The organism is Ruegeria meonggei (assembly GCF_900172215.1).
Classification (GTDB): Bacteria; Pseudomonadota; Alphaproteobacteria; order Rhodobacterales; family Rhodobacteraceae; genus Ruegeria; species Ruegeria meonggei.
In genome coordinates, this window is sequence record NZ_FWFP01000001.1 from 249943 (window position 1) to 275150 (window position 25208).

Genomic DNA, 25208 nt, shown 5'->3' on the forward strand with positions numbered 1-25208 from the left:
TAGCCGTAAACCGGGTTAGTGTCGGGGAAAATTTTCAACCGGAGACCAGCCCATGCGCTATGCCCTGCCCCTTGCCCTTGCTCTGATGTCCTCTGCGCCGGTCTGGGCCGAGATGCCCGCCCTGCAGGGCCATGTTCTTGTGACGCTGGGCGGGGCGGTTACGGAAACCAACCTTCCGGCGCGGGGCGAGAATGACGGCGGACTGCTGGGGTATCTGGAAGTGCAGCACAATGGGGCAGCCGGGTTCGATGCCGCGACGTTGGATGGCTTGGAACAGGTTGCAATCACCATCTCTTACGGGCCTGAGGACAACAAACGCGACATCGCCTTTTCCGGCCCACGCTTGTCGGACGTGATGGCCATGGTCGGGGCCGAAGGAAAGATCGCGAAACCGATGGCGATGGATGGCTACCAGTCTGAAATCCCATGGACCAGTATTGAGGCGCACCAACCGATTGTGGCCACCCATGCGGATGGCAGCCCTATGGGGATTGGGGGTTACGGCCCGACGATGATCGTGTTTCCCCCAACCGATGATACTGATCTGGCACAGGAACAATCCGGGCAGCAGGTCTGGGCACTGGCCTATATTGGGATCGAATGATTAACCGCCCGCAAGTCGTTTGTGATCTTGCAAGGCAAACCGGTCCGTCATTCCGGCAATATAGTCCGACACGATCCGCGCCAGTGCCGTTTCAGTGTTGGCCGCCTCGATATCGCTGTGCCAATGTGCGGGCATCTGCTTGGGATCATTCAGATAAATCGGAAACAAGTCCCGCACCACCGCTGAGACTTCGGCACGCACCTGCATCACACTGGGCGCACGGTACATTTGCGTAAACAGGAAAGAACGGATTTCCTTGAGCTGCGCCCAAAGCTGGTCGGAAAACTGGATCACTGGATGGCCAAGATGCCGGATATCCTCAACCGATTGCGCATCTGACGCGGCAATTCTTGCATGCGAGGTGTCGATCACATCCGACACCATGACACCAAAAACACGCCGCAATGCCTCATGCCTGCGGCGGTACGGATCCAAATCCGGGTACTTTTTGTCCACATCCGCATAGCAGGTGCCAACAATGGGCAACTGCCGGATTTCCTCATCCGTGAACAGATTGGCCCGGAGCCCGTCGAGAAGATCGTGGTTGTTATAGGCGATATCGTCAGACAAAGCCGCCACCTGCGCCTCGGCGCTGGCATGGGTGTGCAGTTCCAGATCGAACGCACCGTTGCACTCGGCCAATGCCCACGGCAAGTTGCCCACAACCGGACCATTGTGTTTGGCAATCCCCTCAAGGCATTCCCATGTCAGGTTGCAGCCATCAAACTCGGCATAGTGCCGTTCAAGCTTGGTCACGATCCGAATGGCCTGCGCGTTGTGATCAAAGCCACCGTATGGCCCCATCAACGCATGCAGCGCATCCTCACCCGTATGCCCAAACGGCGTGTGTCCCAGATCATGCGCCAAGGCCACGGCCTCGGTCAGTTCGGGGTTCAGGCCCAAAGCTCCGGCAATGGTTCGCGCCACCTGTGCCACTTCGATGGAATGGGTCAACCGGGTGCGATAGCTGTCACCCTCATGTTCGACAAACACCTGCGTCTTGTGTTTAAGCCGCCGAAACGCGCTGGCGTGAATAATCCGGTCCCGGTCGCGCTGAAAGCATGACCGGAAACTGCTTTCTTCCTCAGGTACAAGCCGCCCTCTGGCGCGGCCCGGGTCCGAGGCAAAACCTGCTCTGTCCAAAGGTCATGTCCTTGTCGCCTGTGCTTGCACTTTCTATATTGTAAGGCGTAAAGGAAATAAACCTTTGGAGACCGGCATGAATCTGCCCCCCACAGTTACAGAACGCGCCTTTGATCGCCTGGCCGAGATTGGCGCCGCAAATCAGGGCCAGGCCCTGCGCGTTGCGGTTGAAGGTGGCGGATGTTCCGGTTTTCAATACGAAATCGAGCTGGATGAACCAAAAGAGGACGATCTTGTCCTGGAAGGCAAAGGCCAGAAGGTCATTGTCGATTCAATCTCGTTGCCGTTTCTGGAAAACGCCGTGATTGATTTTACGCAGGAACTCATCGGGGCGCGGTTTGTGATCGAAAACCCCAATGCCACCTCTTCCTGCGGCTGTGGCACATCTTTCTCGATGTAATTACCGGCGGGGGCGTTGCCCCCACACCCCCAGGATATTTTTTCGCCAGATGAAGCCGGGATCCGCTCTCTGACGTCACAGCCAGAGAGCTTCACCTGGCGCGGTCATCGGCGTCCCCGCCTGTACCGCAAATAGATGCTCCCAGAGTTGGGTTAAAAATCCGTTTCTTCATCTGGCCAAAAATATCCCGGAGCGCGAGGCAGAGCCTCGCAATCCAGCCGACCATCTTGCCGCTGGGGCGTTTCTGAGCGATAGGTTGCCAGAAGCTTCAGAGGATCGCGCATGAAAATCGCCACGTTTAACATCAACGGCATCAAGGCGCGGGCAGAGGCCCTGCCCCGATGGCTGGACGAAGCACAGCCTGATGTTGTTCTTTTGCAGGAAATCAAATCGGTTGATGAAAACTTCCCCCGCGAGCTGTTCGAAGAACGCGGATACAACGTCGAAACCCATGGACAAAAGAGCTTCAACGGTGTCGCGATCCTGTCGAAACTACCTCTTGAGGATGTCACACTCGGCCTTCCGGGCGATGATGAGGATGAACAGGCCCGCTGGATCGAGGCCACGGTGATCGGTAAGCAGGCTCTGCGGATTTGCGGGCTGTACCTGCCTAATGGAAACCCGGTGCCCGGACCGAAATACGACTATAAGCTGGCCTGGATGGAGCGGCTTTATCACCGCGCGCGCGACCTGATGGCCCGAGAGGAACCAGCGCTTATGGCCGGGGATTACAACATCATCCCACAAGCCGAGGACGCGGCCCGACCCGATGCTTGGCGCGAGGACGCTCTTTTTCGCCCAGAAAGCCGGACAGCGTTTCGCAAGATTCTGAATCTGGGCTTTACCGAAGCGTTTCGCGCTTGCGCCCAAGGTCCAGGGCATTACTCATTCTGGGATTACCAGGCCGGTGCGTGGAACCGAAACGACGGCATTCGCATCGACCATTTCCTGCTGACCCCGCAAGCTGCCGACCTCATGAAGGATTGCCGGATAGACGCTGAAATACGCGGGCATGAGAAACCCTCGGACCACGTACCGGTCTGGGTCGATTTGGATCTGTGACGGATCAAGCGGTTACGTCGTAGCTATAAATCCAGTCGTATTTTTTTGACAACCTTGGCCCGACTGCCATCAGGGCCAATTGCGCGGCAAGGCGCTTGGGGCCTTGCAAATGGAAGTTGCGGGCGTTTGACCCAGCCGCCGCGACGACCTTTTCTGCCCGCGGACGACGGCGCGCTTCATATTCGACCAAGGCTTGTGAAAGACCGGATTGCTCTTCTAACGACCGGATCAGAGCCCAAGTATCTTCCAGCGCCAGGCAAGCCCCTTGCGCCATGAAGGGCAAAGTTGGATGGGCGGCGTCCCCCAACAGGGCCATGCGCCCATTTTGCCAGGTTGCCGCCACCGGACGCAGGAACAAAGCCCAGAGATGCGGCTCTTGCACCTGATTGAGGATCCCTCCGACCACGCCGCCGAAATCGGCGAAGCGCCGCTGCAAGTCTTCGGGGTCACCTCGACGTCGCCATCCTTCTTCATGCCAATCGGATCGTTCTTCGACGGCGACGATGTTCATCAACGCGTGGTCACGCAGAGGATAAGTGACCACGTGCCGTCCCGGCCCCATGGTCAAAACCGCACGTGGAAAATCATCGCGGCGCTGCCACGGTATCGTTGCCCGCCAGGCGACCTGATGCGTGAACTCCGGGGCCTCGACCCCGTTTAACAAGGGTCGGATCGCGCTGCGGCCGCCATCGGCGGCAATCGCGCAATCGACACAGATCCGCGCGCCGTCTGTCAGGACAATCTCGGCCTCGGATGGATGCTTGCGCATTTCTGCCACCTCTGCGCCCAGCCGCAATTCGACCCCGTCACGGATGGCAGCTTTGTGAAGCAACCCCAACAGATCCGCACGGTGATAGTAATAGGTTGGCCCCGCAGCGGGGGGCGGTATCTGGCTGATCAAACGGCCCGCGCGGTAATCCCTCAGCTCGGTTCCGTGGGACTGAAGCCCAGCCACGGGCGTGTCGCCGGCAACTCCCAAGGCCCGCAATACAACCATGCCATTGGCGCTGATTTGCAGCCCTGCGCCGACCTCTGCAAGTTCCGCCGCCTGTTCGAACACCGTCACCTGCGCACCGCGTTGACGCAAAGCCACCGCCGCCGCCAGACCGCCGATGCCGCCGCCGATGACGCCGAATTTCAGACCGCTGATGTTCATAACACCCGATTAACGCAAAAACGCCGGAGCAACAGGCCCCGGCGTCAAATTTTTTCCAGTTTTTCCTGCGATTACTCGTCGCGGTGGACCTTCTCGCGACGCTCGTGGCGTTCCTGCGCCTCAAGCGTCATAGTCGCGATCGGGCGCGCATCCAGACGTTTCAGCGAGATCGGGTCGCCAGTCATTTCGCAATATCCGTACTCACCCTCGTCAATCCGGCGCATGGCCGAGTCGATCTTGGCCACCAGCTTGCGCTGACGGTCACGGGTGCGCAGTTCCAGCGCGCGATCAGTCTCTTCGCTGGCACGGTCTGCAACGTCCGGAATGTTACGGGTGTTGTCTTGCAGCCCTTCGATCGTATCGCGGCTGCCTGCCAAAAGTTCGGTTTTCCAATCCTGCAGCTTGCGACGAAAATACTCTAGCTGCTTGTCGTTCATAAAAGGTTCGTCTTCGGCTGGACGATAGTCTTCTGGCAGAAAAACTTCCTGCTTCATTTTTGCTCCCTCGGTGTGGCCTGCAACGCCGGTCACTCTCTCATTACCTGACATGCGGCAATCCCCTTCTGCGGAGCGTTTATCTGACGGCGCGTAGAATGTCACTATGCAAACGTCGCTCCGGCATCGAGTCAGCGTGCCGCGTTTAACTATGAGACTTCAAACAAAAAATCCTTGTTTTTCTGTGAAATTCAGCGGGCCTTTTCAGGGCAAAACCTTAAGCAACGCGCTCAGTGTTAGCGCCCGAATCAACCAAGAGCATTGTAGTTGCTCGGCAAATTCGCGCCGCAGCGACGCAGCGACCCGGCTTGTCAAATTTTCTGCCCCGCGCTAACCCCGTGGGAACATGCCGCGCGACACTTCATGAGGGGCTTATGACCGCACGTTTCCAAGGTACTGCAGAATACGTTGCCACAGACGATCTGACCATTGCGGTGAATGCCGCGGTGACGCTGGAACGTCCCCTGCTGGTAAAGGGTGAACCCGGCACTGGTAAGACCGAACTGGCCAAACAGGTGGCCGGGGCGCTGGGTCTGAGGATGATCGAGTGGAACGTCAAATCCACCACGCGCGCGCAGCAGGGTCTGTACGAATATGATGCCGTCAGCCGCCTGCGCGACAGCCAGCTGGGCGAAGAGCGCGTGCATGACGTGTCGAATTACATTCGCAAGGGCAAATTGTGGCAGGCCTTTGAAGCTGATGAAAAGGTTGTTTTGCTGATCGACGAGATCGACAAGGCCGATATCGAGTTTCCCAACGACCTGCTGCAGGAACTCGATAAGATGGAATTCCACGTCTACGAGACCAACGAAACCATCCGGGCCACGAACCGGCCTATCGTGATCATTACCTCGAACAACGAAAAGGAACTGCCGGACGCGTTTCTGCGGCGTTGCTTTTTCCACTATATCCGCTTTCCGGATGAGGCGACCATGCGCCGGATCGTCGAGGTCCACCACCCCGGGATCAAAGACGCACTGCTGACCACCGCGCTGACTCAGTTCTACGAAATCCGCGAAACTCAGGGGCTAAAGAAAAAGCCCTCTACCTCGGAAGTGCTGGACTGGCTCAAGCTGTTGCTGGCCGAGGATCTGACGGCCGAGGACCTCAAGCGCGACGGTGCCAATGCCTTGCCCAAGCTGCACGGTGCGCTGTTGAAGAACGAGCAGGATGTGCACCTGTTCGAACGTCTGGCCTTTATGGCGCGCAGCAAACGCTGAGAATACTCAGCTCGCGGCGATCCCCGCTTGCCTTGATGGGGGCCGGATGTCAGCATTGACAGACGGTCGCCCCGCTCATGCGGGTCCTTTCCGGCGTGAAAAGAAGAGGCATCTTGTTTGACTGATACTTTGACGATCCGCATCTTGCGGCCCGACGACCGCCCGGAATGGGCTGAGATGTGGCGCGACTATCTGGCCTTCTATGAAACAACGGTTGCGGACGACATCTATGACAGCACGTTTGCGCGTTTGTTGGGGGATGACCCACATGATTTCTCGTGTTTTGTCGCCGAAAGCGGTGGGCAACTGGTGGGCCTGACCCATTACCTGTTTCACCGCCACGCATGGAAGGTTGAGCCCGTGTGCTACTTGCAGGACCTGTATGCCCGGCCACAGACGCGCGGAACCGGCATAGGGCGGGCGCTTATTCAGGCCGTCTATAACGAGGCCGACCGGCAGGGCGCGGCCAGTGTGTACTGGCTGACGCAGGATTTCAACGAAACAGCGCGCAAGCTTTATGACCGCATCGGCAAAAAGACGCCCTTTATCCGATATCAGCGCCCATGATGCGATGGGCCGTAATCTGTGCCAGCTTGGCCTTGACCGGATGCGCAACTGTCAAGCCGCCTGAAGTGCCCACCAAGGTTCAGGCCATCCAAAAGGCACTGCCACCACCCAAAGCGTTTACACGCGCAACTCCGACCCGTCCGGCACGTTCGAATGTGAATATCGAAGAGGATTTTGTCTCGCTGCATTTCGCGTTGGAAAGTGGCGCGCAATTGCCCCTGTTTACCCGGTTCGAAACCCCGATCACGGTGCGGCTGACCGGGTCACCGACGCCGTCAATGCAACGGGACCTGACCCAGTTGCTGACCCGGTTGCGCAACGAGGCCGGGATCGACATCCGCCAAATTCCGGACGGATCGGCCAACATCACCATCGAAGCCGTCACGCAGGAACAGATTCAGGACATCCTGCCTCAGGCGGCGTGTTTCGTAGTTCCGAACGCGTCGAGCTTTGAGGAATACAGCCGCGACCGGCGCAAACAGAAAAGCAGCTGGACCCGGCTGCGCAGCCGCGAACGTCTGGGTATCTTCATCCCCTACGACACCAGTCCGCAGGAAAAACGCGACTGTCTGCACGAAGAGATCGCGCAGGCGCTGGGGCCACTGAACGACCTTTATCACCTGCCAGATTCCGTGTTCAACGACGACAATATTCACACGGTCCTTACCGGGTTCGACATGCTGATCCTACGCGCCGCATATTCCGCCGAACTGCACAGCGGCATGACCCGCGAACAGGTGCAGGAAGTCATCCCCGGTGTGCTCAGCCGCTTGAACCCGCGCGGAAACACCCTGCCCTCGCAACCGGTTTCTGAAACACCGCGCGACTGGATCAAGGCAGTACAGAAATCCCTGCGTCCCCAGTGGAATACAAAGCGGCGCCTGAGTGCTGCGAAGCAAGCCGCCCGAATTGGGCAGGAACAGGGCTGGACCGATCAGCGCCGCGCCTATCCCTATTACATCATGGGGCGGATGGAGCAGTTCGACAATCCACAGGACGCACTAAGCAACTATCAGCTCGCACTTAAGTATCTGCAGGCGACACCGGGCACCGAGGTGCATCAGGCCTATGTGACGACCCAGACCGCAGCCTATGCGCTGGCACAGGGGCAAGGACCGCAGATTCTGCCGGAACTGGACGCTGCAATCGGCGTCATGACCCGGGCGCAGAACGCCTCGCAGCTGGCCACGTTATTGCTGCTGAAATCCGAAGCGCTCAATCAAGCGGGCCGGCATGAACAGGCACGTTCCGTCAGGCTGGACAGTCTGGGGTGGGCGCGATACGGCTTTGGCTCGGATATGGTGGTCCGCTCGCTGATGCAGGATGTCGCAGAGGGTCCGTCCACCAAAAACAGAGGCGGTTAACCTATGGTAGTGGTTTGGGGAATGGCGATACTGGGGGCAATCCTTGGGGCGCTGACAGCACGCAAACGCAATGGCAGCGCGGCTGATATGGCCCAATACGCGGCAGGCTACGGCATCGCCTTTGCTCTGGCCGGGTTGATCCTGTCCCTGATCCTTGTACGTCTGGTGGTGTAAGCGTATGTTCCTGCCCTTTTTTGACAACCTCCGCAAAGCTGGAATTCCCGTATCCTTGCGCGAATATCTTACTTTTCTGGAAGGGATGAAAAAGGGCCTGGCCACCTATGATGTCGAGGCGTTCTATTTCCTCGCACGCGTGTCGATGGTGAAGGACGAGCGCAACATCGACAAATTTGACCGCGCCTTTGCTGCCAGTTTTGAAGGGCTGGGCGAGATCAGCTTTGCTCAAGTTCTGGACGCCGTGGACATCCCTGCCGAATGGCTGGCCAAGATGGCCGAAAAACACTTGTCCGCCGAAGAAAAGGCCGAGATCGAGGCGCTCGGCGGGTTCGACAAGCTGATGGACACCCTGCGCGAACGTCTGAAAGACCAGCAAGGCCGCCACCAAGGTGGTAACAAATGGATCGGCACTGCCGGGACTTCTCCGTTCGGGGCTTATGGCTATAACCCCGAAGGCGTGCGTATCGGCCAGAAAGAAAGCCGCCATCAGCGTGCGGTCAAGGTCTGGGACAAGCGTGAATTCAGGAACCTGGACGACACCGTTGAGCTGGGCACACGCAACGTCAAGGTGGCGTTAAAGCGCCTGCGCCGCTGGGCGCGCGAGGGGGCCGCCGAAGAGCTGGATCTGGATGGAACCATCCGAGCCACGGCCGAGCACGGCTATCTGGACGTCAAAACTCGCCCCGAGCGTCATAATGCGGTCAAAGTGCTGCTGTTCCTGGACGTCGGCGGTTCGATGGACCCCCATATCAAAGTGGTCGAAGAGTTGTTTTCAGCCGCGCGAAGCGAATTCAAACATCTGGAATATTACTACTTCCACAACTGCCTGTATGAAGGCGTGTGGCGCGACAACCACCGCCGCTGGGATCAGCAAACCCCCACCCATGAGGTGCTGCGTACCTATGGCCCGGATTACAAGTGTATCTTCGTCGGTGACGCCTCGATGAGCCCTTATGAAATCGCCTATCCCGGCGGTGCGAACGAGCATTGGAACAAAGAATCCGGCCAGGTCTGGCTGCAACGCGCACGCGACCAATGGGCATCCAACCTTTGGATCAACCCGGTGCCCGAGAAATACTGGGAATACACCCACTCCATCAGCATGATCCGCGAGGTTTTCGAGGACCGTATGGTGCCCATGACACTGGCCGGGTTGGAACAGGGGATGAAGGAACTGACGCGGTAAACCCCAACCGCGTCACCCGCAACGCTAAAGCCTAGTCCGTGACTGCCAGTTTTGCACCCAAGACCCCAAACACACCAGCAAACGTCCTTTTGATCCAGCGCATTGTCACAGGACGCCTGATGACATAGTCACGCGCCGCTGCAGCAAAGGCCCCATACGCAACGAACACTCCAAATGTCATGCCCATGAAAATCAGGGCAAGTTGGATCAGTTCTGCGGTAGCATTTGCCAATCCTGTCGACACAAATTGCGGAAGAAAAGCAAGAAAGAATAGCGATAACTTGGGGTTAAGAACATTAATCAATGTTCCCGTCACAGCAATCTTTCCAAGGCTTTTTGCGCTCTTTTCTTCTCGCACTTCCATAGCGCCGCGGTCTTTGAGAATACTCCACGCCATGTAGAACAGGTAGAGCACGCCCAAAAACTTAATAACCTGAAACGCCACTGCACTGGTGTGCAAAAGCGCCGCAAGACCAACGATACTGGCGACGGCCGCCGGGACGATTCCAAGCGTGCAACCTAACGCGGCTGCGATACTGGCCCTGAACCCACGTCCAAGTCCGACCGCAAGCGTATAAATCACACCTGTCCCCGGCAATATCACAACGACCAGAGATGTGAGCAAAAACTCTAGTGTCATCAACAGGCCCTTTCGTTTTGGGAAACCTTTCTGACTATTGGCGTGGTGTCAATGTGAACTGCTCGAGTTATGGCGATCAGGTTTTAGGTTGTCCCGGTTGTCCGCCGGTCCCATATCTAAGACATGCTTCGTTTTACCCCAATCCTTCTGGCCATTTCCTATGCCATCGTGATGTACCGGATTTCCGTCTGGCGCACGCATCGTGAATTGGACGCGAAATCAACCGAACTGGCGGATCCTGCTCTTAAGCGCATGACCGATCGGCTGGCGGCTGCGCTTGGGATCGAACGAGTGCCGGTTTACATCTATGAGATTGATCCAGTGAATGGGTTGGCCGCTGCGGACGGGCGGATTTTCATCACCCGCGGATTCTATCGCAAATTCCGCAATGGCGAGGTTTCGGCTGAGGAAATGACCAGTGTCATCGCCCATGAGCTGGGGCACGTGGCGCTGGGACATGCGCGGCGGCGGATGATCGATTTCTCAGGCCAGAACGCGCTGCGGGCTGCGTTGATGATACTGCTGAACCGGTTCATTCCCTTTATAGGAGCGTGGATTGCAAATATGTTGACCCACCTTCTGGCCTCGCGTCTGTCGCGAGGGGATGAGTATGAGGCGGACGAGTATGCTGCCGCGCTGCTGACAAAAGCGGGGATCGGGATCGGGCCGCAGAAGTCGCTGTTTCACAAGCTTGAAGACCTGACCCAGCAACGCGCGGGCGTGACCCCGGCCTGGCTGATGAGCCATCCCAAGACCGACGAACGGATTGCGGCGCTAGAGGCGCTGGAACAGCGGTGGGGCGCGGGAGGTTAGGTTTGGGCAGCGAGAGGCCAGCCTCTCGCGCTCTCCGGGATATTTTTAGCCAGATGAAGAGGGATCCAGGACTAAGCGGCGAGCGCTTTGCCCAGCCGTGGCAGGCGGGCTTTTTTCATCAGCGCACGCAGCGTCCATTGGGTGCCGGACAGGCGGTTGGCCTCGGCCAGAACGCGGGTAGCCGTCTGGGTTATCCCGTCCGGGTCTGCTTGCCAGAAGCTGTGTAACAGCCCATCGGGGTCGCGGCGTTCCAGCCCCTCTTCGGACAGGATGTTTCTGGGGAAATCCTTGGCGTTGACAGTGACGATCACATCCGCCGAAGCCGTTACGGCGGTGGCCAGTACATGGATATCGGCGCTGTCGGGCAGCCATAGGCGTCGTTCCTCACCTGGTGCCGCCGGGCGTTCAGCCATGGGCCAGTTGGCTTGCGCCAACGCGATTTCTGCGCGGGCTTGTACTTCGCCTTCGGGGCCTAGTTTGCGGGCGGCGCGGGCCCATTCTTCGAGGATGCGGGCCGACCAGAGCGGGGTGAAGTGGCCGAGCCTGGCGGCGCTCAGCAGCATCTCGCGCATTACCGTTGGATAGATGACGCAGGTATCCAGAACTGCCTTCACAACCGGTAGAACACAGCTTTGAGGTAGCCGCTTTCTGCCAATTGAGGCAGTTGCGGGTGATCGGGTCCGGCAAAGCCTGTGTGGATCAGTTGCGCCTGCCGTCCGGCCCGGCCAATCCCGCGCGAGGACGCATCGCGGAACCGTCCGAGATCAACGGCGTGCGAACAGGAGCACAAGCCGAGATAACCGTCCGGTTTCACCAGTGACGCAGATAGACGGGCCACGCGTTCATAGGCGCGCAGGCCTGCGTCCAGCGCCTGTTTAGACGGCGCAAAAGCAGGAGGGTCGCAGATGACCACGTCGAATTTCGCGCCCTCGTCGGCCAGTTGGGTCAGGACGTCAAAGGCATCACCCTGTCGGGTTTGGAATCTGTCCGCGCTACCAGATGTCTGCGCCCCTTGTGCGGCCAGCTCCAGCGCAGCGGCAGAGCCATCGACGGCAAGTGCCTGACCCGCGCCACCAGCCAGCATGGCCAGCCCGAACCCGCCCACATGGCTGAACACATCCAGCACCTGCGCGCCGGGCTGAACCAATTGGGCGGCAAAGGCGTGGTTGGGTCGTTGGTCGTAAAACAGGCCGGTTTTCTGACCGCCGGTCAGGTCTGCCATATAGGTCGCGCCATTCATCGGCACCGGCAGCGGCGCGTCAGGTGCTGTGCCACGCAGGGTGAAGTTCACGTCGTCCAGCCCCTCCAACCCGCGCGTCCGGCCAGATGCGTTTTTCAGCACTGTCGTGACACCTGTGACCGAGACCAGAGCCTCGGTCAGGGTCTCCAGATGCGCTTCGGCCCAGGCGGCGTTGGGTTGAATCACGCAGGCATCGCCAAAACGGTCAATGACGACGCCAGGAAAGCCGTCAGCCTCGGCATGGATCAACCGGTAATACGGTGTGTTAAACAGGCGTTCTCGCAGCGCAAGCGCGCGGCGAATGCGGGATTCGAACCACGCGGCATCCAGCCGTGCGTCAAGGTCGCGATCCAATACCCGGCACATGATTTTGGACTCGGGGTTGACTGCAACCAGCGCGATGGGCGCGCGGTTTTCATCCTCGAGCACAGCCAGCGCGCCCGCCTCGATCTTACGGGTGCGGCGGTCAGCGACGATGTCATTGGCGTAGACCCACGGGAACCCATGGCGCATACCGCGCGCATTGGCTTTGGGCTTTAGTCGGATGCGGGGGCGGGTATTGGTTTGGGTCATGCCGCCCTCATAAAGGCGATCACGCCGGGGGGAAAGCCCTAGCGCGGCCGGGATCGCCAACCACCGCGCCGTTTCGGGGCCTGCGCCGATTGCAACCCTTCGGCCAGCACCTGTGTCATAGGGTGGTCCGCGTCTGCCGCTGCGTAAGCGCGATGCAGATCGGTCAGGGCTTGCGCCTGATCTCGGTCCGCTGGCAGGCTGAGCGCCCAATCCAGAAAGATGCTACGGCATTCGGGCAAAGTGATGCCGTCGATGCGATAAGCTTCGCGGATAAGGCCTTTGTGATCGTTTGGATCGTCACTGCGCGCCATTTTCCCCCTCCTTTATCACGCAACCGATGATATCGGCGGCAGTGCCATAACTCTCTTGCAGGGCAGCCTGTAGCTGGTCGACCTGCTCGAACCCGGTGGCACGGCACAGGAATGCCGCCCCCCCCTCGCCGATTTTGTCGGCCTCAATCACTTTGCCGGACAGCAACCGCGCTGCACATTGCACGGACCAACATAGATCGTAGCAGTCCTTGAGGGTCTGCGCCTGAGCGACGTCCAGTAATCCAGCTGCGACAGCGCCGTCCAGCCCGGCATGAACATCGCGCTGCGCCACACCGGATAGCAGCGCGCCGGTTTCGGCGACCAGTTCAATATCCATCATCCGGCCAGGGCCGTTCTTGGCATCCCAGATACCCGCCGGAATTTTAACCGCCGCCAGACGGGCGCGCATCTCTGCAACTTCGCCCAGCACTTTACCAATGTCCTTTTGTTGCCCAAGAAAATCCGCGCGAAAAGTCTCAATATCTCTCGCAAGCTTTTCCTCTCCAGCAACCACACGGGCGCGGGTCAGGGCCAGATGCTCCCACACCCAGGCATCGTTTTGCTGATAGCTTTTAAAACTGGCCCAACTGGTTGCAACCGGCCCCTGATTGCCCGACGGGCGCAGACGCATGTCGACCTCGTACAACCGGCCCTGCGACATCGGCACCGACAGTGCCGTGATCAATGCCTGTGTGAACCGCGCGTAATAGGTACGCGTGGCCAAAGGGCGCGGGCCATCGGACATATCCTGATCCAACGGGTCATAGATGACGATCATGTCGAGATCGGATTGTGAGTTTATCCGACCCGCCCCCAGCGATCCCATGCCTAGCACCGCCGCGCCGCGCCCAGGCGCAGGGCCGTGCTTTTGCGCAAACTGATCGGCCACGCGGGGCAGGATCGCTGCAATCACTGCGCTGGCCAGCTCGGCATATTGCTGACCGGCCTCCGCCCCGTCGATCAGCCCGCGCAAATGGTGTACGCCAATGCGGAAATGCCATTCCTTGCACCAGCGGCGGGCGAAATCGAGCTGCGTCTCGTAGTCGCCTTCCTCAGACAAGGCATCCGAAAGCTCCGCTTGTAAAACTGCCTGCCCTGGCCAGTCGTTGAAAAAGCTTCCGCCGATCACCGCATCAAACACAACGGCGTTGCGCGACAAATGCGCCGCCAATGCGTGCGAGGTGCCCACAATGTCAACCAGCAGGTCGATCAGATGCGGGTTCGCTTCGAACAACGAAAACAGTTGAACACCCGCAGGCAGACCTAACAAGAACCCGTCCAGCGCGCGCAACGCCTCCTCGGGTTGCGCGGTCTTGGCAAGACGCGACAGCAGCTCGGGTTTGAGCCGTTCGAAAATGCGCGCGCCCCGCTGAGAACGCAGTGCCGGATAGGTCATCCATCGGGCCAGAACGCTCTGGTCGAATTGCGCCACTTGGGTCGGAGCTGGGGTTGAGGAGCCTGGGGCAAAGAACCCTTCGGTCAGCTCGTGCACTTCGGTCAGTCGGCGGGTCAGATCCGCGGTCAGCTCGGCGCTGTCGATCCCCATCAGGCAAGCGATCCGTTCAATCCCGTCAGGCGATTGGGGCACCTTATGAGTTTGCGCGTCGTGGACCATTTGAATGCGGTGCTCAACCTCGCGGTGGGCCCGGTAATGGTCGGCCAGCTTGTCGGTCACATCCTGAGGGACCCATCCTTTTTCAGCCAGTGCTGCCAGCCCCGGCACCGTACCGCGCACCCGTAAATCAGGATCGCGCCCCCCGGCGATCAACTGGCGGGTCTGGGTGAAAAACTCAATCTCACGAATGCCGCCCTGCCCCAGCTTCATGTCGTGGCCCGGAATGGTCAGCGCACCGCCGGTGCCTTTGTTCTCACGAATACGCAGACGCATGTCATGGGCGTCCTGTATGGCTGCAAAATCCAGATGCCTGCGCCAGACAAAGGGGCGCAACGCGTCCAGAAATCCTTGCCCAGCCGTGATGTCCCCAGCGCAGGCACGCGCCTTGATAAAAGCCGCGCGTTCCCATGTGCGGCCAAGGCTTTCATAATAGCGTTCCGCCGCTTCTGCCGCCATGCAAACCGGGGTGACGGCAGGATCGGGGCGCAACCGCAAGTCAGTACGGAACACATACCCATCGGCCGTCTTTTCACTGAGCGTGGCACAGAAATTGCGCGTAGCCCGCACCATCCCCTGACGCGCGTCGTAAAAATCATCAGGATCGAAACGGGTCTCGTCGAATAACACGATCAGGTCGATATCCGAGCTGTAATTCAGCTCATGCGCACCCATTTTGCCCATGGCCAGAATGATCATCCCGGCAGCGGAGTCCACGTCATCCGGCCCCATCCCCGGCAGCTTGCCCCGTCGGATCAGCGCCGCGATCTCGGTCTTGGCAGCGACATCCGCTGCCAATGCACCGAAATCCGTCAGTGCCCCGGTGACCTTTTCCAGTGGCCATGCCCCGGCCAGATCAGCCAGAGCCGTCAGTAACGCCATTCTCCGCTTGGCCTGCCGCAACCCCGGTTTCAACTGATCCGGCGGCAAACCCCGTGCAGCGGTCATCACCTCGGCCAGCGCCTGATCCGGGTCGTTCAAAGCCTGCGGCAACCAGTCCTTTTCCCGTTCAACCAAGCTCTTTAGATATGGGCTGGAACCTGCAGCACCGGCGATCAACTCGCCCAACTCGGCTTGGATATCCGGAACCATCTCCCGCGCATCCTCACCCAGTGAAGGATCAAAAGCCCGTGGCATTCGGTTTATGGTGAGAGGCCCGGTCATGTACCCTCCAGCGGCGTGTGTCCTGATTGAAACAACTGAGCGGCCCATTGCGGCGGGTATTTTAGCCATGTTTCAAAGTCGGAAAGTGCGCCCGTTCCGAGATAAGGTCAACCATTGCCAAATGAGAAATGTAAATCAATTTCACATTGACCTCTTGCAACCGGGCAAAACCACCCCATCTAGACAATGTGAACGCAATTTACATCAACCCGGAGAACCCAAATGACCGCACTATCCGACCACGCCGTCCCCGCAAATCCGGGATGGCTTTACCGCGCCGAATCCTGGCTTGACGACAAGGGCAAAGGGGCCTGGATTGCCGCAATGGTTCTTGGTTTCATCTTCTTCTGGCCCGTCGGCCTGGCCCTTCTGGCTTATATGATCTGGAGCAAACGTATGTTCAGCAAATCCTGCAGCCGCCGCAAATCCTGGCAAAGCCACATGAGTGCGATGAAGCCTTCGGGCAACAGTGCCTTTGACGCCTATAAATCCGACACGCTGGCCCGGCTTGAGCGCGAGCAGCAGGATTTCGAATCCTTCCTGCGCCGCCTGCGCGACGCTAAGGACAAGGCCGAATTTGATCAGTTCATGGACGAACGCGCCAGCGAGAACCGCGACGAAGCTGAAAACAGCGACCGCGCCTGATCCAGCCTTGCCCTGTCCCGCCTGTCGGGACAGGGTGCCCCTGCACAATACCCGGATTTCACCACATGACCCATCTGCCCGATCCAGAAAACCAGCCTGAATTCTATCAATCCGTATCGATGAAACGGTTCTTTGCCTGGCTTTTTGACATCGCCTTTGTCTCACTGCTGTGTACCGTGGCGATCCTGCTGACCTTCGGCATGGGCTTTTTCATCCTGGCCTTGATTTACGCGGTGATCAGCTTTGTCTACCGCGTGGTTACGATCTCAAACGGGTCGGCCACGCTGGGCATGCGGTTCATGGGGATCGAGCTGCGCGACTCATTCGGAGCCCGCATGGATACCGGCAAGGCGGTGGCGCATACGGCCGGGTACTTTGTCAGCATGGCTTTTCCCGTCCTGCAGATTATTTCGGTCATCATGATGTTGACCAGCGCCCGGTGTCAGGGCCTGACGGACACCTTCCTTGGGACGGTTATGATCAACCAGCGGGCGTGAAAAAACAGCAACGTGAATCACTTGGCGGTTCAGGAAACCGTTGTTATCATCGGTCTTTAGGAAACACGGGACCTTCATGCGACACACGCTGCCAATCGCGCCACAATTCTATGTGACGGCACCACAGCCCTGCCCTTACCTTGAAGGCAGGATGGAGCGTAAGCTGTTTACCGCCCTTCAGGGTGAAGGGGCTGATCAACTAAACAACTCCTTGTCCCAACAGGGGTTCCGCCGATCACAAAACGTACTGTACCGCCCCTCTTGCACCGATTGCGCCGCCTGCTTGTCCGCGCGCATCGACGTGTCAGCCTTTCGTCCCAGCAAGAGTCAAAAGCGCGCCGCCAGGAAAAACGACTATCTAAAGCGCCGCGCCAATTCGCCCTGGGCAACGGACGAGCAATACGACCTGTTCCGTCACTATCTGGACACCCGCCACGCCGATGGCGGGATGGCCGATATGGACGTGTTTGAATTTGCTGCGATGATCGAGGAAACGCCGATCCGCAGCCGGGTTGTGGAATATGCCGATCCGGAAACGGATACCCTGATTGCCGTCAGCCTGACCGACGTTCTGGATGACGGGCTCAGCATGGTGTATTCCTTCTTTAATCCCGAACTGCCACAAAGCTCGTTGGGGACATATATGATCCTCGATCATATCGACATCGCACGTGAAGCCGGATTGCCTTATGTCTACCTAGGCTATTGGGTGCCCGGCAGCCCAAAGATGGGCTATAAAGCGCGGTTTTCGGGGCTTGAGGCTTACATTCAGGGCGCTTGGACCCGTGTCGGCAATCCATCAGACCTGACCGATTCCACGCACCACCCCCTGTCAACGGCCCCGATTGCCGAGCAGGTCGCAAGCATCCAACTGCCCGACCGCCACCCCACCAAGAAGGGCTAATCGTCCATGCGGCAAAGCTTGCACGCGGTCACCCTTGTGGTGCCCGACTACGACGAGGCGATCTCGTTCTACACCCAAACGCTAAACTTCACCTTGCTGCAGGATATCGACCTGGGTGGCGGCAAACGCTGGGTGCGGGTGGCGCCTCCGGGATCAAGCGACGGATCCCTGCTGCTGGCCAAAGCCAACGGTCCGGACCAAACCGCAGCCATCGGCAATCAAACTGGCGGCCGCGTGGGGTTCTTTCTGCAAACCGACAATTTCAAACGTGATCACGCAGCCATGCAAACCGCTGGCGTGGAATTTGAGGAATTACCGCGCCAAGAGCCTTACGGAACCGTCGCCGTCTGGCGCGACCCGTTCGGGAACCGCTGGGACTTAATAGAATTCTCCTAATCCATCCCTTCATCTGGCAATAAATATCCCGGGGTGAATTTGGCCAGGGGCCAAAGAGGGGCTGGCCCCTGGCCAATACCCAAAAGCAAAGGGGGCCCGCAGGCCCCCTTTTCCATTTGATTATACTACGAATGCATCAGTTTGGGATCAGATCCGGAACGATGGTCACAATCGTTGGGAAGAACCACAATATCCCAATCCCCACCACTTGGATCAGCACAAACGGAATGATCCCACGATAGATATGGCCGGTCGTAACCTCTTTTGGTGCAACCCCACGCAGATAGAACAAAGCGAACCCAAAAGGCGGCGTCAGAAACGAGGTCTGCAGGTTCACGGCCACCATGATCGTCACCCACTTCGGATCAAACGACCCGCCATAGATCACCGGGCCCACGATGGGGATCACGATATAAATGATCTCGAGGAAATCCAGCACAAAGCCAAGAATGAACAGCACCAGCATCACGATCAGGAAGACCGTGAATTCATTGTCAAAGCTCTTCAGGAATTGCTGGATGTAATGCTCACCTCCGAATGAGATCACCACAAGGTTCAACAGTTGCGACCCGATCAGGATGGTAAAGACCATCGAGGTCACCTTGGCCGTCTCGCGCACCACTGGTGTCAGCACGCCGCTGGTAAACAGCACCCAGCAACCAAACAGCAGACCGAACAACGCATAGATATAGGCGGCATAGGCGAAGAAAAAGGCGATCCATGTCTCAACCGACGCCCCGCCCTGATTGATGCGCAAATCGAAGTTCACACCCAGCAGCAAACAGATGATAACCGCAAAGGTCGACCAGATGATCACGTTTCCAGACTGTCCCTGATCCTTCAGCTTGCGATAAGCTGCCAGCATGACTGCCCCACCCGCGCCCAGCGCAGCCGCCGGTGTTGGGTTGGTTACCCCCCCAAGGATCGAGCCCAATACCGCGATGATCAAAACCAGTGGCGGAAACACCACGCGGATCAGGTCATTGGTCGCGCAGCGCGCAGCGGCTTCTTTGCAGCCATAAATGGCAAGGGCAAACGGGATCGCCAATCCTACAAAGGTCCAGCCAGGAGACGTTGTTGGCGAGATGAACAACACATCAACCAACAGCATCAGCAACAGACCTATTGCCCCTACGATCAGTGGCTGCGCTGGACGCGACGGCGCGATGCCCCGACCCATAACCAGTGTCAGTCCCAGCAGAACGACGATCACGGCAACCCCGGTTCCGATCGGTGCAGCAGAGGCGATCTTGGCCTCCAACGCGGCGGCTAGTTCTTCTTCGCTCAGACGCTGCGCAGCTGCGGTACCTCCGGCGGCATCAATCGCCTCCTGCTCGGAAACGGCCTCGTCCCATGCGGATTGACCATGCAGCTCAATCATGGACAGCTTGCAGTCTTCGGATACGTTGGTGCGAAGTGATGCGGATGCACCCACATCGGAAAACGCCGAAACGGCGATGTTCTGGCTACCGATCAAACCGACATTACCCAGAAGAACAACACCGACGATCAGCGCAACAGGCGCGCCTAACAACCAGGTCAGACCTTCGGACCGAGTGATCGGCTCTCCTGTGCCGCCCGACATCGGGACCGCTGGCGCTTTATCAGGATTCAGAAGGGCATAGCCAAAGGCATAGAGCGCATAGAGCAGCGCCAGCATGATCCCAGGCAGCAATGCCGCCTGGAACAGCGTGCCGACAGAGACCACTGCAGGTTCCCCCAGATAGGTCAGCGCGTCGGTACAGCCTGCCTCGACCGCACGGGTTTCCTGCGCGGTCGAATACAGATCCCCGGCCAGCGTTCCCAGCAGAACGATCACAATTGAGGGAGGAATGATCTGCCCAAGCGTGCCCGAGGCCGCAATCACACCCGTCGCCAATTCTGGCGAATAGTTGTTCCGCAACATGGTCGGCAGCGCCAAAAGGCCCATCGTTACAACGGTCGCACCCACAATCCCGGTCGAGGCCGCCAGAAACGCGCCCACAACCACAATCGACACGGCCAGACCGCCCGGCAGCGGGCCAAAAACGCGGGCCATGGTGGTCAGCAGGTCGTTGGCGATCTTGGACCGTTCCAGCGTGATGCCCATCAGAACAAACATCAGAACCGCCAGCAGCGTCTCAATGGATTGCCCCGCTAGAACCCGTTCATTCATACGGTTCACGATGAAAGATACGTTGCGATCCAGCGCGGTTTCCCAGCCCTGCACAAAGACCGGCTCGGCGATCCTGGGTAACTCCGGGTATCGGAACACCGATATCACATCGGGTTTGACCCCCGTGTTCACAATGTCCCTATAGGCCTGTGAACTGGTGTCAATTGCCTGATGGATCAACAACCCGGAACTGTCCAGTGCGGCAATGATCCCGAAAGAGATGATCCCGGCTCCGCCAATGGCAAAGGCCACGGGAAAGCCGCTCAGGATACCTCCGAACAGGCAGAAAAATACGATAATGAGGCCTATCTCGACGCCATCAAGTCCGAATAACATAGTCTGGGTCTCCGTCCCTAATGTGCGCCTTCATAGGCTTCTTCACCCTCGCCAAGGCTGTCCTTGTCGAGGTATTTTCCAACGCTTTCGGGGCCTTCGACATATTCCAGATACGAGCGGTACAGGAAGGCGATGGCGTGCAGGAACACCATGGCGGCAAACCCGATCAGCAGAATCTTGAACAGGAAATAGCCGTTGAACCCGTTCGGGCTGAACCCGATGGTTTCGATATTCCAGCGCAGCGCACGGGATTTCAGCACCAGCTTGTCCAGCGTGTCACTGGCCGATGGTTTCGGCACGATCAAGTGCCGCCACATGAAGTACCAGCCATACATCCATGTGATCACCGCCAACGGCATCATGAACAGCATCGCACCCAGCATGTCGACGACGCGTTTCGCCCGGTGGCTGATGCCCGCATAGATCAAGTCAACGCGCACATGCCCACCTTGCACAAATGTGTAGGTGCAGCACAGGCAGACGACCATGGCGTTGTAGAGTTTCAGTTCCTCGGCATACCAGCTGATATCCATCTGAAGCGGAATACCCAGACCAAAAGACATATCGGGGCGTGCAAACACACGTTGCATAAAGACGATGATGATCTGTTGGACCACCATCAACAGACCTGCCCAGGCAAAGAACCGACCTGTGGTGTTGGCGAACCCTTCCAGGCCGCGCACAATCCCCCACATAAAATTCCGATAGTACAGACCGATCGCCGTCAGAACCAAAAACAGGGTGAAGACGACAAAGAAGAACTCGACCGATCCGCCATAGTAGACAAACCGCATGATGGATTCTTTGTCCGACCAGTCCAGCCAGAGCTGCGGATGCGTGATGGCATATCCGAAATTATAGAAGGCTTCGGCAATGTTCTGAATGAACCAGACCAGTCCATTCCACAAAGCGCCGAAGAACGAGATACCGTTTTCGTCCTGCATGTTGTCCCCAGGTCGCGTCAGTTGCACTGCAGATTATATCTGGTTTGTCCGAACCGCATATGTGCAACGAGAGAGGTTTCCCCACGCAAGGTGGGGAAACCGTTTTGTTTTCGTCTGAACGTTTAGCCGCGAACGCGGTTACGCTGCGTGGTATAGACGCCTGACGACAGGTCCAACCAACCAGCGGACGACGCTGACGATGCCATTGCGCTGTCGTGGATTTTCTTGAACAGTTCGTCGCCCATGTTCTCGTCCAGCACTTCCTGGCTGGCCGCGCCAAACGCGTCCCAAACGCTGTCCGGGAATTCCATGACCTTGACGCCACCCGACTGCAGACGCTGCAGTGCGGCACCGTTATTGGCGAGGAATTGCGACAGGTTCCACTGGTGGCACTCGCCCGCAGCGATCTCGATGATCTTCTGCTGAGCAGGCGTCAGGCTGTCGAACACGTCACGGTTGGTTGCCAGTGACAGGCCGGCATTCGGCTCGTGGAAACCAGCGGTGTAGTAGACCTTGGTGATTTCCTGGAAACCGGCTTTTTCATCCGCCCACGGACCGATCCATTCGGTGCCGTCGATCGCACCCGAGGACAGTGCCTGGTACACTTCCGAACCCGGAATGTTCTGTACGGATGCGCCCAGTTTACCCAGAGCTTTGCCGCCCAGACCCGGCATCCGGAACTTAAGGCCGTTGAAATCATCGGGGCTGTTGATCTCTTTCGAGTACCAGCCACCCGCCTGCGCACCGGTGTTACCGGCCAGGAATGATTTCAAGCCAAAGATCGAACCCAGCTCGTCATGCAGCTCCATGCCGCCATCCTGGTAGTACCAGTTGACCATTTCCTGTGCGGTCATGCCGAACGGAACAGCCGTAAAGAAGGCATAACCCGGGTGCTGACCAACGAAGTAATAGTCAGCCGCGTGGTACATGTCCGCCTGACCGGACGATACCGCGTCAAATACTTCGAACGCGCCAACCAGTTCACCGGCGGCCTTGATTTCAACCGTCAGGTTGCCATCCGACATTGCGGTGATGCTGTCGGCGCAGCGCTGCGCGCTGTCAAAAACACCCGCCAAACCACGACCCCACGAGGTCACCATGGTCAGCGTGCGCTTGCCCTGCGCGTATGCTGGTGCCGCCAGCGTGGTGGCAGCAGCTGCCGAGCCGCCCAGGGCAGATGTTTTTAGAAATGAACGACGATCCATATGAGTGTTCCTCCCCTACATATTCAAAACCCGGTTTGGTACCGGGCATAGTCGCTTTCAGTGCGCGTCACCTTAAAGAGCGGGTCTTGAATGTGAATACCTACTACTGCGTAGTGGATCGCGTTTTTTGCTGGCCCCAAGCGCAAAAACAGAAGGAAATGCCGGAATTTCAATGAACATCGGCCCCTATTCAGTCCGAAACGTCCAAAAATTTTGCAATTTCCTGCGGGCTTGCGTATCGATTCGACCATGAGGGGATTCCGAAATCTGATTTCGCTGACCTACGGCCAGAAATTGTCGCTGGTTGCGGCGATTCCGCTGGTTGTTGCGGTGGCTGCCATTGCACTGCTGGTGGCCTATCAATCCCGCGCCACGGCCGAGCGTGAGATTCAGGCGCTGGAACGCCGGTTGATCGAAGCCAAGAAAGACGAACTTCGCAACTACGTCACGCAGGCCCGGAACGGGTTTGCCTATATCTATGGGCGCGCCTCTCCGGATGATAAGGTTGCCCAAAACCTGGTGACCCAGATCCTGTCGGCCATGATTTACGGAAAAGATGGGTTCTTTTTTGTCTATGATTATGACGGTAACAATCTGGTCAGCCCGCGTCAGACCGAATTTATCAACCGCAACTGGGAAGGTCTGACCGACAGTGACGGCACGCCGATTGTGGATGAATTCATCGCCCTTGCCCGGCAAGGGGCGGGTTGGCACAGCTTCATGTGGCAAAAACCCTCGACCGGGGAAGAGGCACAGATGATCGCCTATGTCGTGGGCCTTCAGGACTGGAGATGGGCCGTCGGCACCGGCGTCTTCATTGACGATATCGTGGCCACCGTCGCCAATGCCCGCGCCGAGGTTGAAGCCCGCGTGCAACGCACATTCATGTATATCGGCGGCATTGTTCTTGCGGCGGTCCTGATCGTCTTTGCCTCGGGAATGCTGCTGAACTTTCGCGAGCGCAGGCTGGCGGATGCCAAGCTCAAGGAGCTGACCCAGCGCGTGTTCGACGCGCAAGAGGAAGAGCGCGGTCGCGTTGCGCGTGAGCTGCATGATGGGATCAGCCAGATCCTTGTCGGGGTGCGCTACGCGCTGGACAATGCGCGACGCAAACTTGAACGTGGAGAGGAGGATGGTGCACGCGATCCGCTGGGCAAGGGGATCGACCACCTTGCTACCGCCATCACCGAGGTGCGTCGCATCAGCCGAGACCTGCGTCCTGGTGTGCTGGACGATTTGGGCCTCGGCCCTGCTCTGAAGGCTCTGACCGACGATTTCCGGGAACGCACCGGGATAGAGACCGAGTTCTCGACCGTTGTGTTTCGCAACCGGCTGGATCAAGACAGCAAGATCGCCCTTTACCGGATCGCACAAGAGGCGCTGACCAATATTGAACGCCATTCCGGCGCGACCCGTGTCACAATTGACCTGCGCGGTCACAAGAAAGGTGCAACCATGCGTATCACCGACAACGGTCAGGGACTGCCCAGCGGTCCGGATCAGGTCGCAACCGGGATCGGACTGCGCAACATGGAAGAACGCATCGAACAACTTGACGGATCGCTGCGCATTCTGTCATCACGCGGCCCACGCAGCGGCACAGTGATCGAGGCCAGCCTGCCTCTCAGTCATTTGCTGTCGCCACACGAAGATTCAACGCCAAACCGAAAGGCCGGAACATGAGCGCGAAGACGATCCGGGTCCTTATCGTAGACGACCACCCGATGGTGGCCGAAGGGATTCAATCGATCCTTGAAAGCTATGACGACATCGAAATTGTCGGGACGCTTAGCAGCGGGCAGGACGCCGTGGATCAGGTGGCCAATCTGTCCCCGGATGTCATCCTGATGGATTTGAACATGCCGGGCCTTGGCGGGCTCAGCGCGACCGAGATCATTCTGGAACGCCTGCCCGACACCCGCGTGCTGATCCTGTCCATGCATGACAGCCCCGAATACATCTCGACCGCGCTAAGCCACGGCGCCAAGGGATATGTACTCAAGGACGTCCAAACCGACGAGATCAGACAAGCGATCGACGCTGTGATGCGGGGTGAGCAATATCTCTGCACCGGGGCCAGCGGGTCTCTGCAGCCCAAAGGCGGCAACACGCGCGAAGCGCTGACCGGGCGCGAACAGACGATCCTGCTGGAATTGGCACAGGGAAAATCCAACAAAGAGGTCGCGCTGGCTCTCGAAATCTCGGTCCGAACGGTGGAAACCCACCGCAAGAACATCAAGCGCAAACTGGGGATTTCCTCAACGGCGGGCTTGACTCGCTATGCGTTGGAACACGGGGTGCTACAGGGCACCGGACACAGCTTCTGAACCCGATCCGCAGCGCGCAGCGCTGCCCGGCCCAACCGGAGGAGTTGCGCCGCAGGCGCATCGGCACCGGGCG

Annotated in this window: 26 protein-coding genes; 15 read left to right on the forward strand and 11 right to left on the reverse strand. The window is 58.4% G+C overall.

Annotated elements, in window-relative coordinates; genetic code table 11:
- Positions 1-52 precede the first annotated feature (52 nt).
- Positions 53-604, forward strand: coding sequence for a putative pterin-binding protein (locus tag RUM8411_RS01235; RefSeq protein WP_085820814.1), 552 nt, complete (start codon positions 53-55; stop codon positions 602-604).
- On the opposite strand, the gene RUM8411_RS01240 is transcribed toward RUM8411_RS01235, so the two are convergent.
- Positions 605-1747 carry a deoxyguanosinetriphosphate triphosphohydrolase gene (locus RUM8411_RS01240; RefSeq protein WP_085820815.1) on the reverse strand — a complete coding sequence of 381 codons (1143 nt, stop codon included), beginning with the start codon at positions 1745-1747 and terminating at the stop codon, positions 605-607. It lies immediately after the preceding gene.
- Positions 1748-1823: 76 nt separating this feature from the next.
- Between RUM8411_RS01240 and RUM8411_RS01245 the strand changes: the two genes are divergently transcribed.
- The gene (locus RUM8411_RS01245; RefSeq protein ID WP_085820816.1) at positions 1824-2147 is read left to right on the forward strand and encodes a HesB/IscA family protein; all 324 of its coding nucleotides are present in this window, start codon (positions 1824-1826) and stop codon (positions 2145-2147) included.
- 282 nt (positions 2148-2429) lie between these two features.
- On the forward strand, positions 2430-3209 hold the full coding sequence (xth, locus tag RUM8411_RS01250) for an exodeoxyribonuclease III (RefSeq protein ID WP_085820817.1): 780 nt from the start codon (positions 2430-2432) through the stop codon (positions 3207-3209).
- 4 nt (positions 3210-3213) lie between these two features.
- On the opposite strand, the gene RUM8411_RS01255 is transcribed toward xth, so the two are convergent.
- Together RUM8411_RS01255 and dksA are read right to left on the reverse strand one after the other, a co-directional pair.
- Positions 3214-4365, reverse strand: coding sequence for an FAD-dependent monooxygenase (locus tag RUM8411_RS01255; RefSeq protein ID WP_085820818.1), 1152 nt, complete (start codon positions 4363-4365; stop codon positions 3214-3216).
- Positions 4366-4436: 71 nt separating this feature from the next.
- The gene (gene dksA / locus RUM8411_RS01260) at positions 4437-4859 is read right to left on the reverse strand and encodes an RNA polymerase-binding protein DksA (RefSeq protein ID WP_085820819.1); all 423 of its coding nucleotides are present in this window, start codon (positions 4857-4859) and stop codon (positions 4437-4439) included.
- A 374-nt stretch (positions 4860-5233) separates the two neighbouring features.
- On the opposite strand from dksA, the gene RUM8411_RS01265 reads away from it, so the two are divergent.
- The 5 genes from RUM8411_RS01265 (at position 5234) to RUM8411_RS01280 (ending at position 9373) form a co-directional block, all read left to right on the forward strand.
- A complete protein-coding gene (locus tag RUM8411_RS01265) occupies positions 5234-6079 on the forward strand; it encodes an AAA family ATPase (RefSeq protein ID WP_085820820.1) in 846 nt (281 codons plus the stop codon).
- A gap of 177 nt (positions 6080-6256) precedes the next feature.
- Positions 6257-6646 carry a GNAT family N-acetyltransferase gene (locus RUM8411_RS01270; RefSeq protein WP_085821074.1) on the forward strand — a complete coding sequence of 130 codons (390 nt, stop codon included), beginning with the start codon at positions 6257-6259 and terminating at the stop codon, positions 6644-6646.
- Positions 6643-8010 (forward strand): DUF2927 domain-containing protein, encoded by a 1368-nt coding sequence (locus RUM8411_RS01275; protein ID WP_085820821.1) that lies wholly within the window; start codon positions 6643-6645, stop codon positions 8008-8010. Before RUM8411_RS01270 ends, RUM8411_RS01275 begins: the two co-directional genes overlap by 4 nt.
- Before the next feature lie 3 nt (positions 8011-8013).
- Entirely contained in the window at positions 8014-8184 is a 171-nt protein-coding gene (locus RUM8411_RS22795; RefSeq protein ID WP_200818520.1) for a hypothetical protein, read from the forward strand.
- Positions 8185-8188: 4 nt separating this feature from the next.
- Complete coding sequence (locus RUM8411_RS01280; protein WP_085820822.1) at positions 8189-9373, forward strand: vWA domain-containing protein; 1185 nt, start codon at positions 8189-8191, stop codon at positions 9371-9373.
- A gap of 31 nt (positions 9374-9404) precedes the next feature.
- Here the strand turns inward: RUM8411_RS01280 and RUM8411_RS01285 are convergent, their stop codons facing one another.
- Positions 9405-10013, reverse strand: coding sequence for a LysE family translocator (locus tag RUM8411_RS01285; RefSeq protein WP_085820823.1), 609 nt, complete (start codon positions 10011-10013; stop codon positions 9405-9407).
- 123 nt (positions 10014-10136) lie between these two features.
- Between RUM8411_RS01285 and RUM8411_RS01290 the strand changes: the two genes are divergently transcribed.
- On the forward strand, positions 10137-10826 hold the full coding sequence (locus tag RUM8411_RS01290; RefSeq protein ID WP_085820824.1) for a M48 family metallopeptidase: 690 nt from the start codon (positions 10137-10139) through the stop codon (positions 10824-10826).
- A gap of 71 nt (positions 10827-10897) precedes the next feature.
- Here RUM8411_RS01290 and RUM8411_RS01295 read toward each other — a convergent pair whose 3' ends face one another.
- From RUM8411_RS01295 to RUM8411_RS01310, 4 genes are read right to left on the reverse strand one after another with little or no spacing between them, the layout of a single operon-like run.
- Positions 10898-11440, reverse strand: coding sequence for an RSP_2648 family PIN domain-containing protein (locus RUM8411_RS01295; protein ID WP_085820825.1), 543 nt, complete (start codon positions 11438-11440; stop codon positions 10898-10900).
- Positions 11437-12639 carry an RSP_2647 family RNA methyltransferase gene (locus tag RUM8411_RS01300; protein WP_085820826.1) on the reverse strand — a complete coding sequence of 401 codons (1203 nt, stop codon included), beginning with the start codon at positions 12637-12639 and terminating at the stop codon, positions 11437-11439. Before RUM8411_RS01300 ends, RUM8411_RS01295 begins: the two co-directional genes overlap by 4 nt.
- A 38-nt stretch (positions 12640-12677) precedes the next feature.
- On the reverse strand, positions 12678-12950 hold the full coding sequence (locus tag RUM8411_RS01305; RefSeq protein ID WP_085820827.1) for a hypothetical protein: 273 nt from the start codon (positions 12948-12950) through the stop codon (positions 12678-12680).
- Positions 12937-15726 carry a [protein-PII] uridylyltransferase family protein gene (locus RUM8411_RS01310; RefSeq protein WP_085820828.1) on the reverse strand — a complete coding sequence of 930 codons (2790 nt, stop codon included), beginning with the start codon at positions 15724-15726 and terminating at the stop codon, positions 12937-12939. The genes RUM8411_RS01305 and RUM8411_RS01310 overlap by 14 nt, the downstream gene beginning before the upstream one ends.
- Positions 15727-15948: 222 nt before the next feature.
- Between RUM8411_RS01310 and RUM8411_RS01315 the strand changes: the two genes are divergently transcribed.
- From RUM8411_RS01315 to RUM8411_RS01330, 4 genes are all read left to right on the forward strand, one after another.
- Entirely contained in the window at positions 15949-16371 is a 423-nt protein-coding gene (locus RUM8411_RS01315; protein WP_085820829.1) for a DUF2852 domain-containing protein, read from the forward strand.
- A 65-nt stretch (positions 16372-16436) separates the two neighbouring features.
- Positions 16437-16868, forward strand: coding sequence for an RDD family protein (locus RUM8411_RS01320; RefSeq protein ID WP_085820830.1), 432 nt, complete (start codon positions 16437-16439; stop codon positions 16866-16868).
- Positions 16869-16944: 76 nt separating this feature from the next.
- Positions 16945-17772, forward strand: coding sequence for an arginyltransferase (locus RUM8411_RS01325; protein ID WP_085820831.1), 828 nt, complete (start codon positions 16945-16947; stop codon positions 17770-17772).
- A gap of 6 nt (positions 17773-17778) precedes the next feature.
- Positions 17779-18168 (forward strand): VOC family protein, encoded by a 390-nt coding sequence (locus RUM8411_RS01330; RefSeq protein ID WP_085820832.1) that lies wholly within the window; start codon positions 17779-17781, stop codon positions 18166-18168.
- 136 nt (positions 18169-18304) lie between these two features.
- On the opposite strand, the gene RUM8411_RS01335 is transcribed toward RUM8411_RS01330, so the two are convergent.
- The 3 genes from RUM8411_RS01335 to RUM8411_RS01345 all read right to left on the reverse strand — a co-directional run bounded on the left by RUM8411_RS01335 (position 18305) and on the right by RUM8411_RS01345 (position 22808).
- Positions 18305-20659, reverse strand: coding sequence for a TRAP transporter large permease (locus tag RUM8411_RS01335; RefSeq protein ID WP_085820833.1), 2355 nt, complete (start codon positions 20657-20659; stop codon positions 18305-18307).
- A 17-nt stretch (positions 20660-20676) separates the two neighbouring features.
- The gene (locus tag RUM8411_RS01340; protein WP_085820834.1) at positions 20677-21603 is read right to left on the reverse strand and encodes a TRAP transporter small permease subunit; all 927 of its coding nucleotides are present in this window, start codon (positions 21601-21603) and stop codon (positions 20677-20679) included.
- 122 nt (positions 21604-21725) lie between these two features.
- Positions 21726-22808 carry a TRAP transporter substrate-binding protein gene (locus tag RUM8411_RS01345; protein ID WP_085820835.1) on the reverse strand — a complete coding sequence of 361 codons (1083 nt, stop codon included), beginning with the start codon at positions 22806-22808 and terminating at the stop codon, positions 21726-21728.
- Positions 22809-23057: 249 nt separating this feature from the next.
- Here RUM8411_RS01345 and RUM8411_RS01350 point away from each other — a divergent pair, with 249 nt between their 5' ends.
- Both RUM8411_RS01350 and RUM8411_RS01355 read left to right on the forward strand, forming a co-directional pair.
- The gene (locus RUM8411_RS01350; RefSeq protein ID WP_085821075.1) at positions 23058-24491 is read left to right on the forward strand and encodes a cache domain-containing protein; all 1434 of its coding nucleotides are present in this window, start codon (positions 23058-23060) and stop codon (positions 24489-24491) included.
- Positions 24488-25135 (forward strand): response regulator transcription factor, encoded by a 648-nt coding sequence (locus RUM8411_RS01355; RefSeq protein ID WP_085820836.1) that lies wholly within the window; start codon positions 24488-24490, stop codon positions 25133-25135. Before RUM8411_RS01350 ends, RUM8411_RS01355 begins: the two co-directional genes overlap by 4 nt.
- Positions 25136-25208: the final 73 nt, after the last annotated feature.

Excerpts from the sequence above, each read along its gene's own strand:
- RUM8411_RS01235 (WP_085820814.1), top strand. The coding sequence starts at position 53 with ATGCGCTATGCCCTGCCCCTTGCCCTTGCTCTGATGTCCTCTGCGCCG.
- RUM8411_RS01245 (WP_085820816.1), top strand. The coding sequence starts at position 1,824 with ATGAATCTGCCCCCCACAGTTACAGAACGCGCCTTTGATCGCCTGGCC.
- xth (WP_085820817.1), top strand. The coding sequence starts at position 2,430 with ATGAAAATCGCCACGTTTAACATCAACGGCATCAAGGCGCGGGCAGAG.
- RUM8411_RS01255 (WP_085820818.1), bottom strand. The coding sequence starts at position 4,365 with ATGAACATCAGCGGTCTGAAATTCGGCGTCATCGGCGGCGGCATCGGC.
- dksA (WP_085820819.1), bottom strand. The coding sequence starts at position 4,859 with ATGAAGCAGGAAGTTTTTCTGCCAGAAGACTATCGTCCAGCCGAAGAC.
- RUM8411_RS01265 (WP_085820820.1), top strand. The coding sequence starts at position 5,234 with ATGACCGCACGTTTCCAAGGTACTGCAGAATACGTTGCCACAGACGAT.
- RUM8411_RS01270 (WP_085821074.1), top strand. The coding sequence starts at position 6,257 with ATGTGGCGCGACTATCTGGCCTTCTATGAAACAACGGTTGCGGACGAC.
- RUM8411_RS01275 (WP_085820821.1), top strand. The coding sequence starts at position 6,643 with ATGATGCGATGGGCCGTAATCTGTGCCAGCTTGGCCTTGACCGGATGC.
- RUM8411_RS22795 (WP_200818520.1), top strand. The coding sequence starts at position 8,014 with ATGGTAGTGGTTTGGGGAATGGCGATACTGGGGGCAATCCTTGGGGCG.
- RUM8411_RS01280 (WP_085820822.1), top strand. The coding sequence starts at position 8,189 with ATGTTCCTGCCCTTTTTTGACAACCTCCGCAAAGCTGGAATTCCCGTA.
- RUM8411_RS01285 (WP_085820823.1), bottom strand. The coding sequence starts at position 10,013 with ATGACACTAGAGTTTTTGCTCACATCTCTGGTCGTTGTGATATTGCCG.
- RUM8411_RS01290 (WP_085820824.1), top strand. The coding sequence starts at position 10,137 with ATGCTTCGTTTTACCCCAATCCTTCTGGCCATTTCCTATGCCATCGTG.
- RUM8411_RS01300 (WP_085820826.1), bottom strand. The coding sequence starts at position 12,639 with ATGACCCAAACCAATACCCGCCCCCGCATCCGACTAAAGCCCAAAGCC.
- RUM8411_RS01305 (WP_085820827.1), bottom strand. The coding sequence starts at position 12,950 with ATGGCGCGCAGTGACGATCCAAACGATCACAAAGGCCTTATCCGCGAA.
- RUM8411_RS01310 (WP_085820828.1), bottom strand. The coding sequence starts at position 15,726 with ATGACCGGGCCTCTCACCATAAACCGAATGCCACGGGCTTTTGATCCT.
- RUM8411_RS01315 (WP_085820829.1), top strand. The coding sequence starts at position 15,949 with ATGACCGCACTATCCGACCACGCCGTCCCCGCAAATCCGGGATGGCTT.
- RUM8411_RS01320 (WP_085820830.1), top strand. The coding sequence starts at position 16,437 with ATGACCCATCTGCCCGATCCAGAAAACCAGCCTGAATTCTATCAATCC.
- RUM8411_RS01325 (WP_085820831.1), top strand. The coding sequence starts at position 16,945 with ATGCGACACACGCTGCCAATCGCGCCACAATTCTATGTGACGGCACCA.
- RUM8411_RS01330 (WP_085820832.1), top strand. The coding sequence starts at position 17,779 with ATGCGGCAAAGCTTGCACGCGGTCACCCTTGTGGTGCCCGACTACGAC.
- RUM8411_RS01335 (WP_085820833.1), bottom strand. The coding sequence starts at position 20,659 with ATGTTATTCGGACTTGATGGCGTCGAGATAGGCCTCATTATCGTATTT.
- RUM8411_RS01340 (WP_085820834.1), bottom strand. The coding sequence starts at position 21,603 with ATGCAGGACGAAAACGGTATCTCGTTCTTCGGCGCTTTGTGGAATGGA.
- RUM8411_RS01345 (WP_085820835.1), bottom strand. The coding sequence starts at position 22,808 with ATGGATCGTCGTTCATTTCTAAAAACATCTGCCCTGGGCGGCTCGGCA.
- RUM8411_RS01350 (WP_085821075.1), top strand. The coding sequence starts at position 23,058 with ATGAGGGGATTCCGAAATCTGATTTCGCTGACCTACGGCCAGAAATTG.
- RUM8411_RS01355 (WP_085820836.1), top strand. The coding sequence starts at position 24,488 with ATGAGCGCGAAGACGATCCGGGTCCTTATCGTAGACGACCACCCGATG.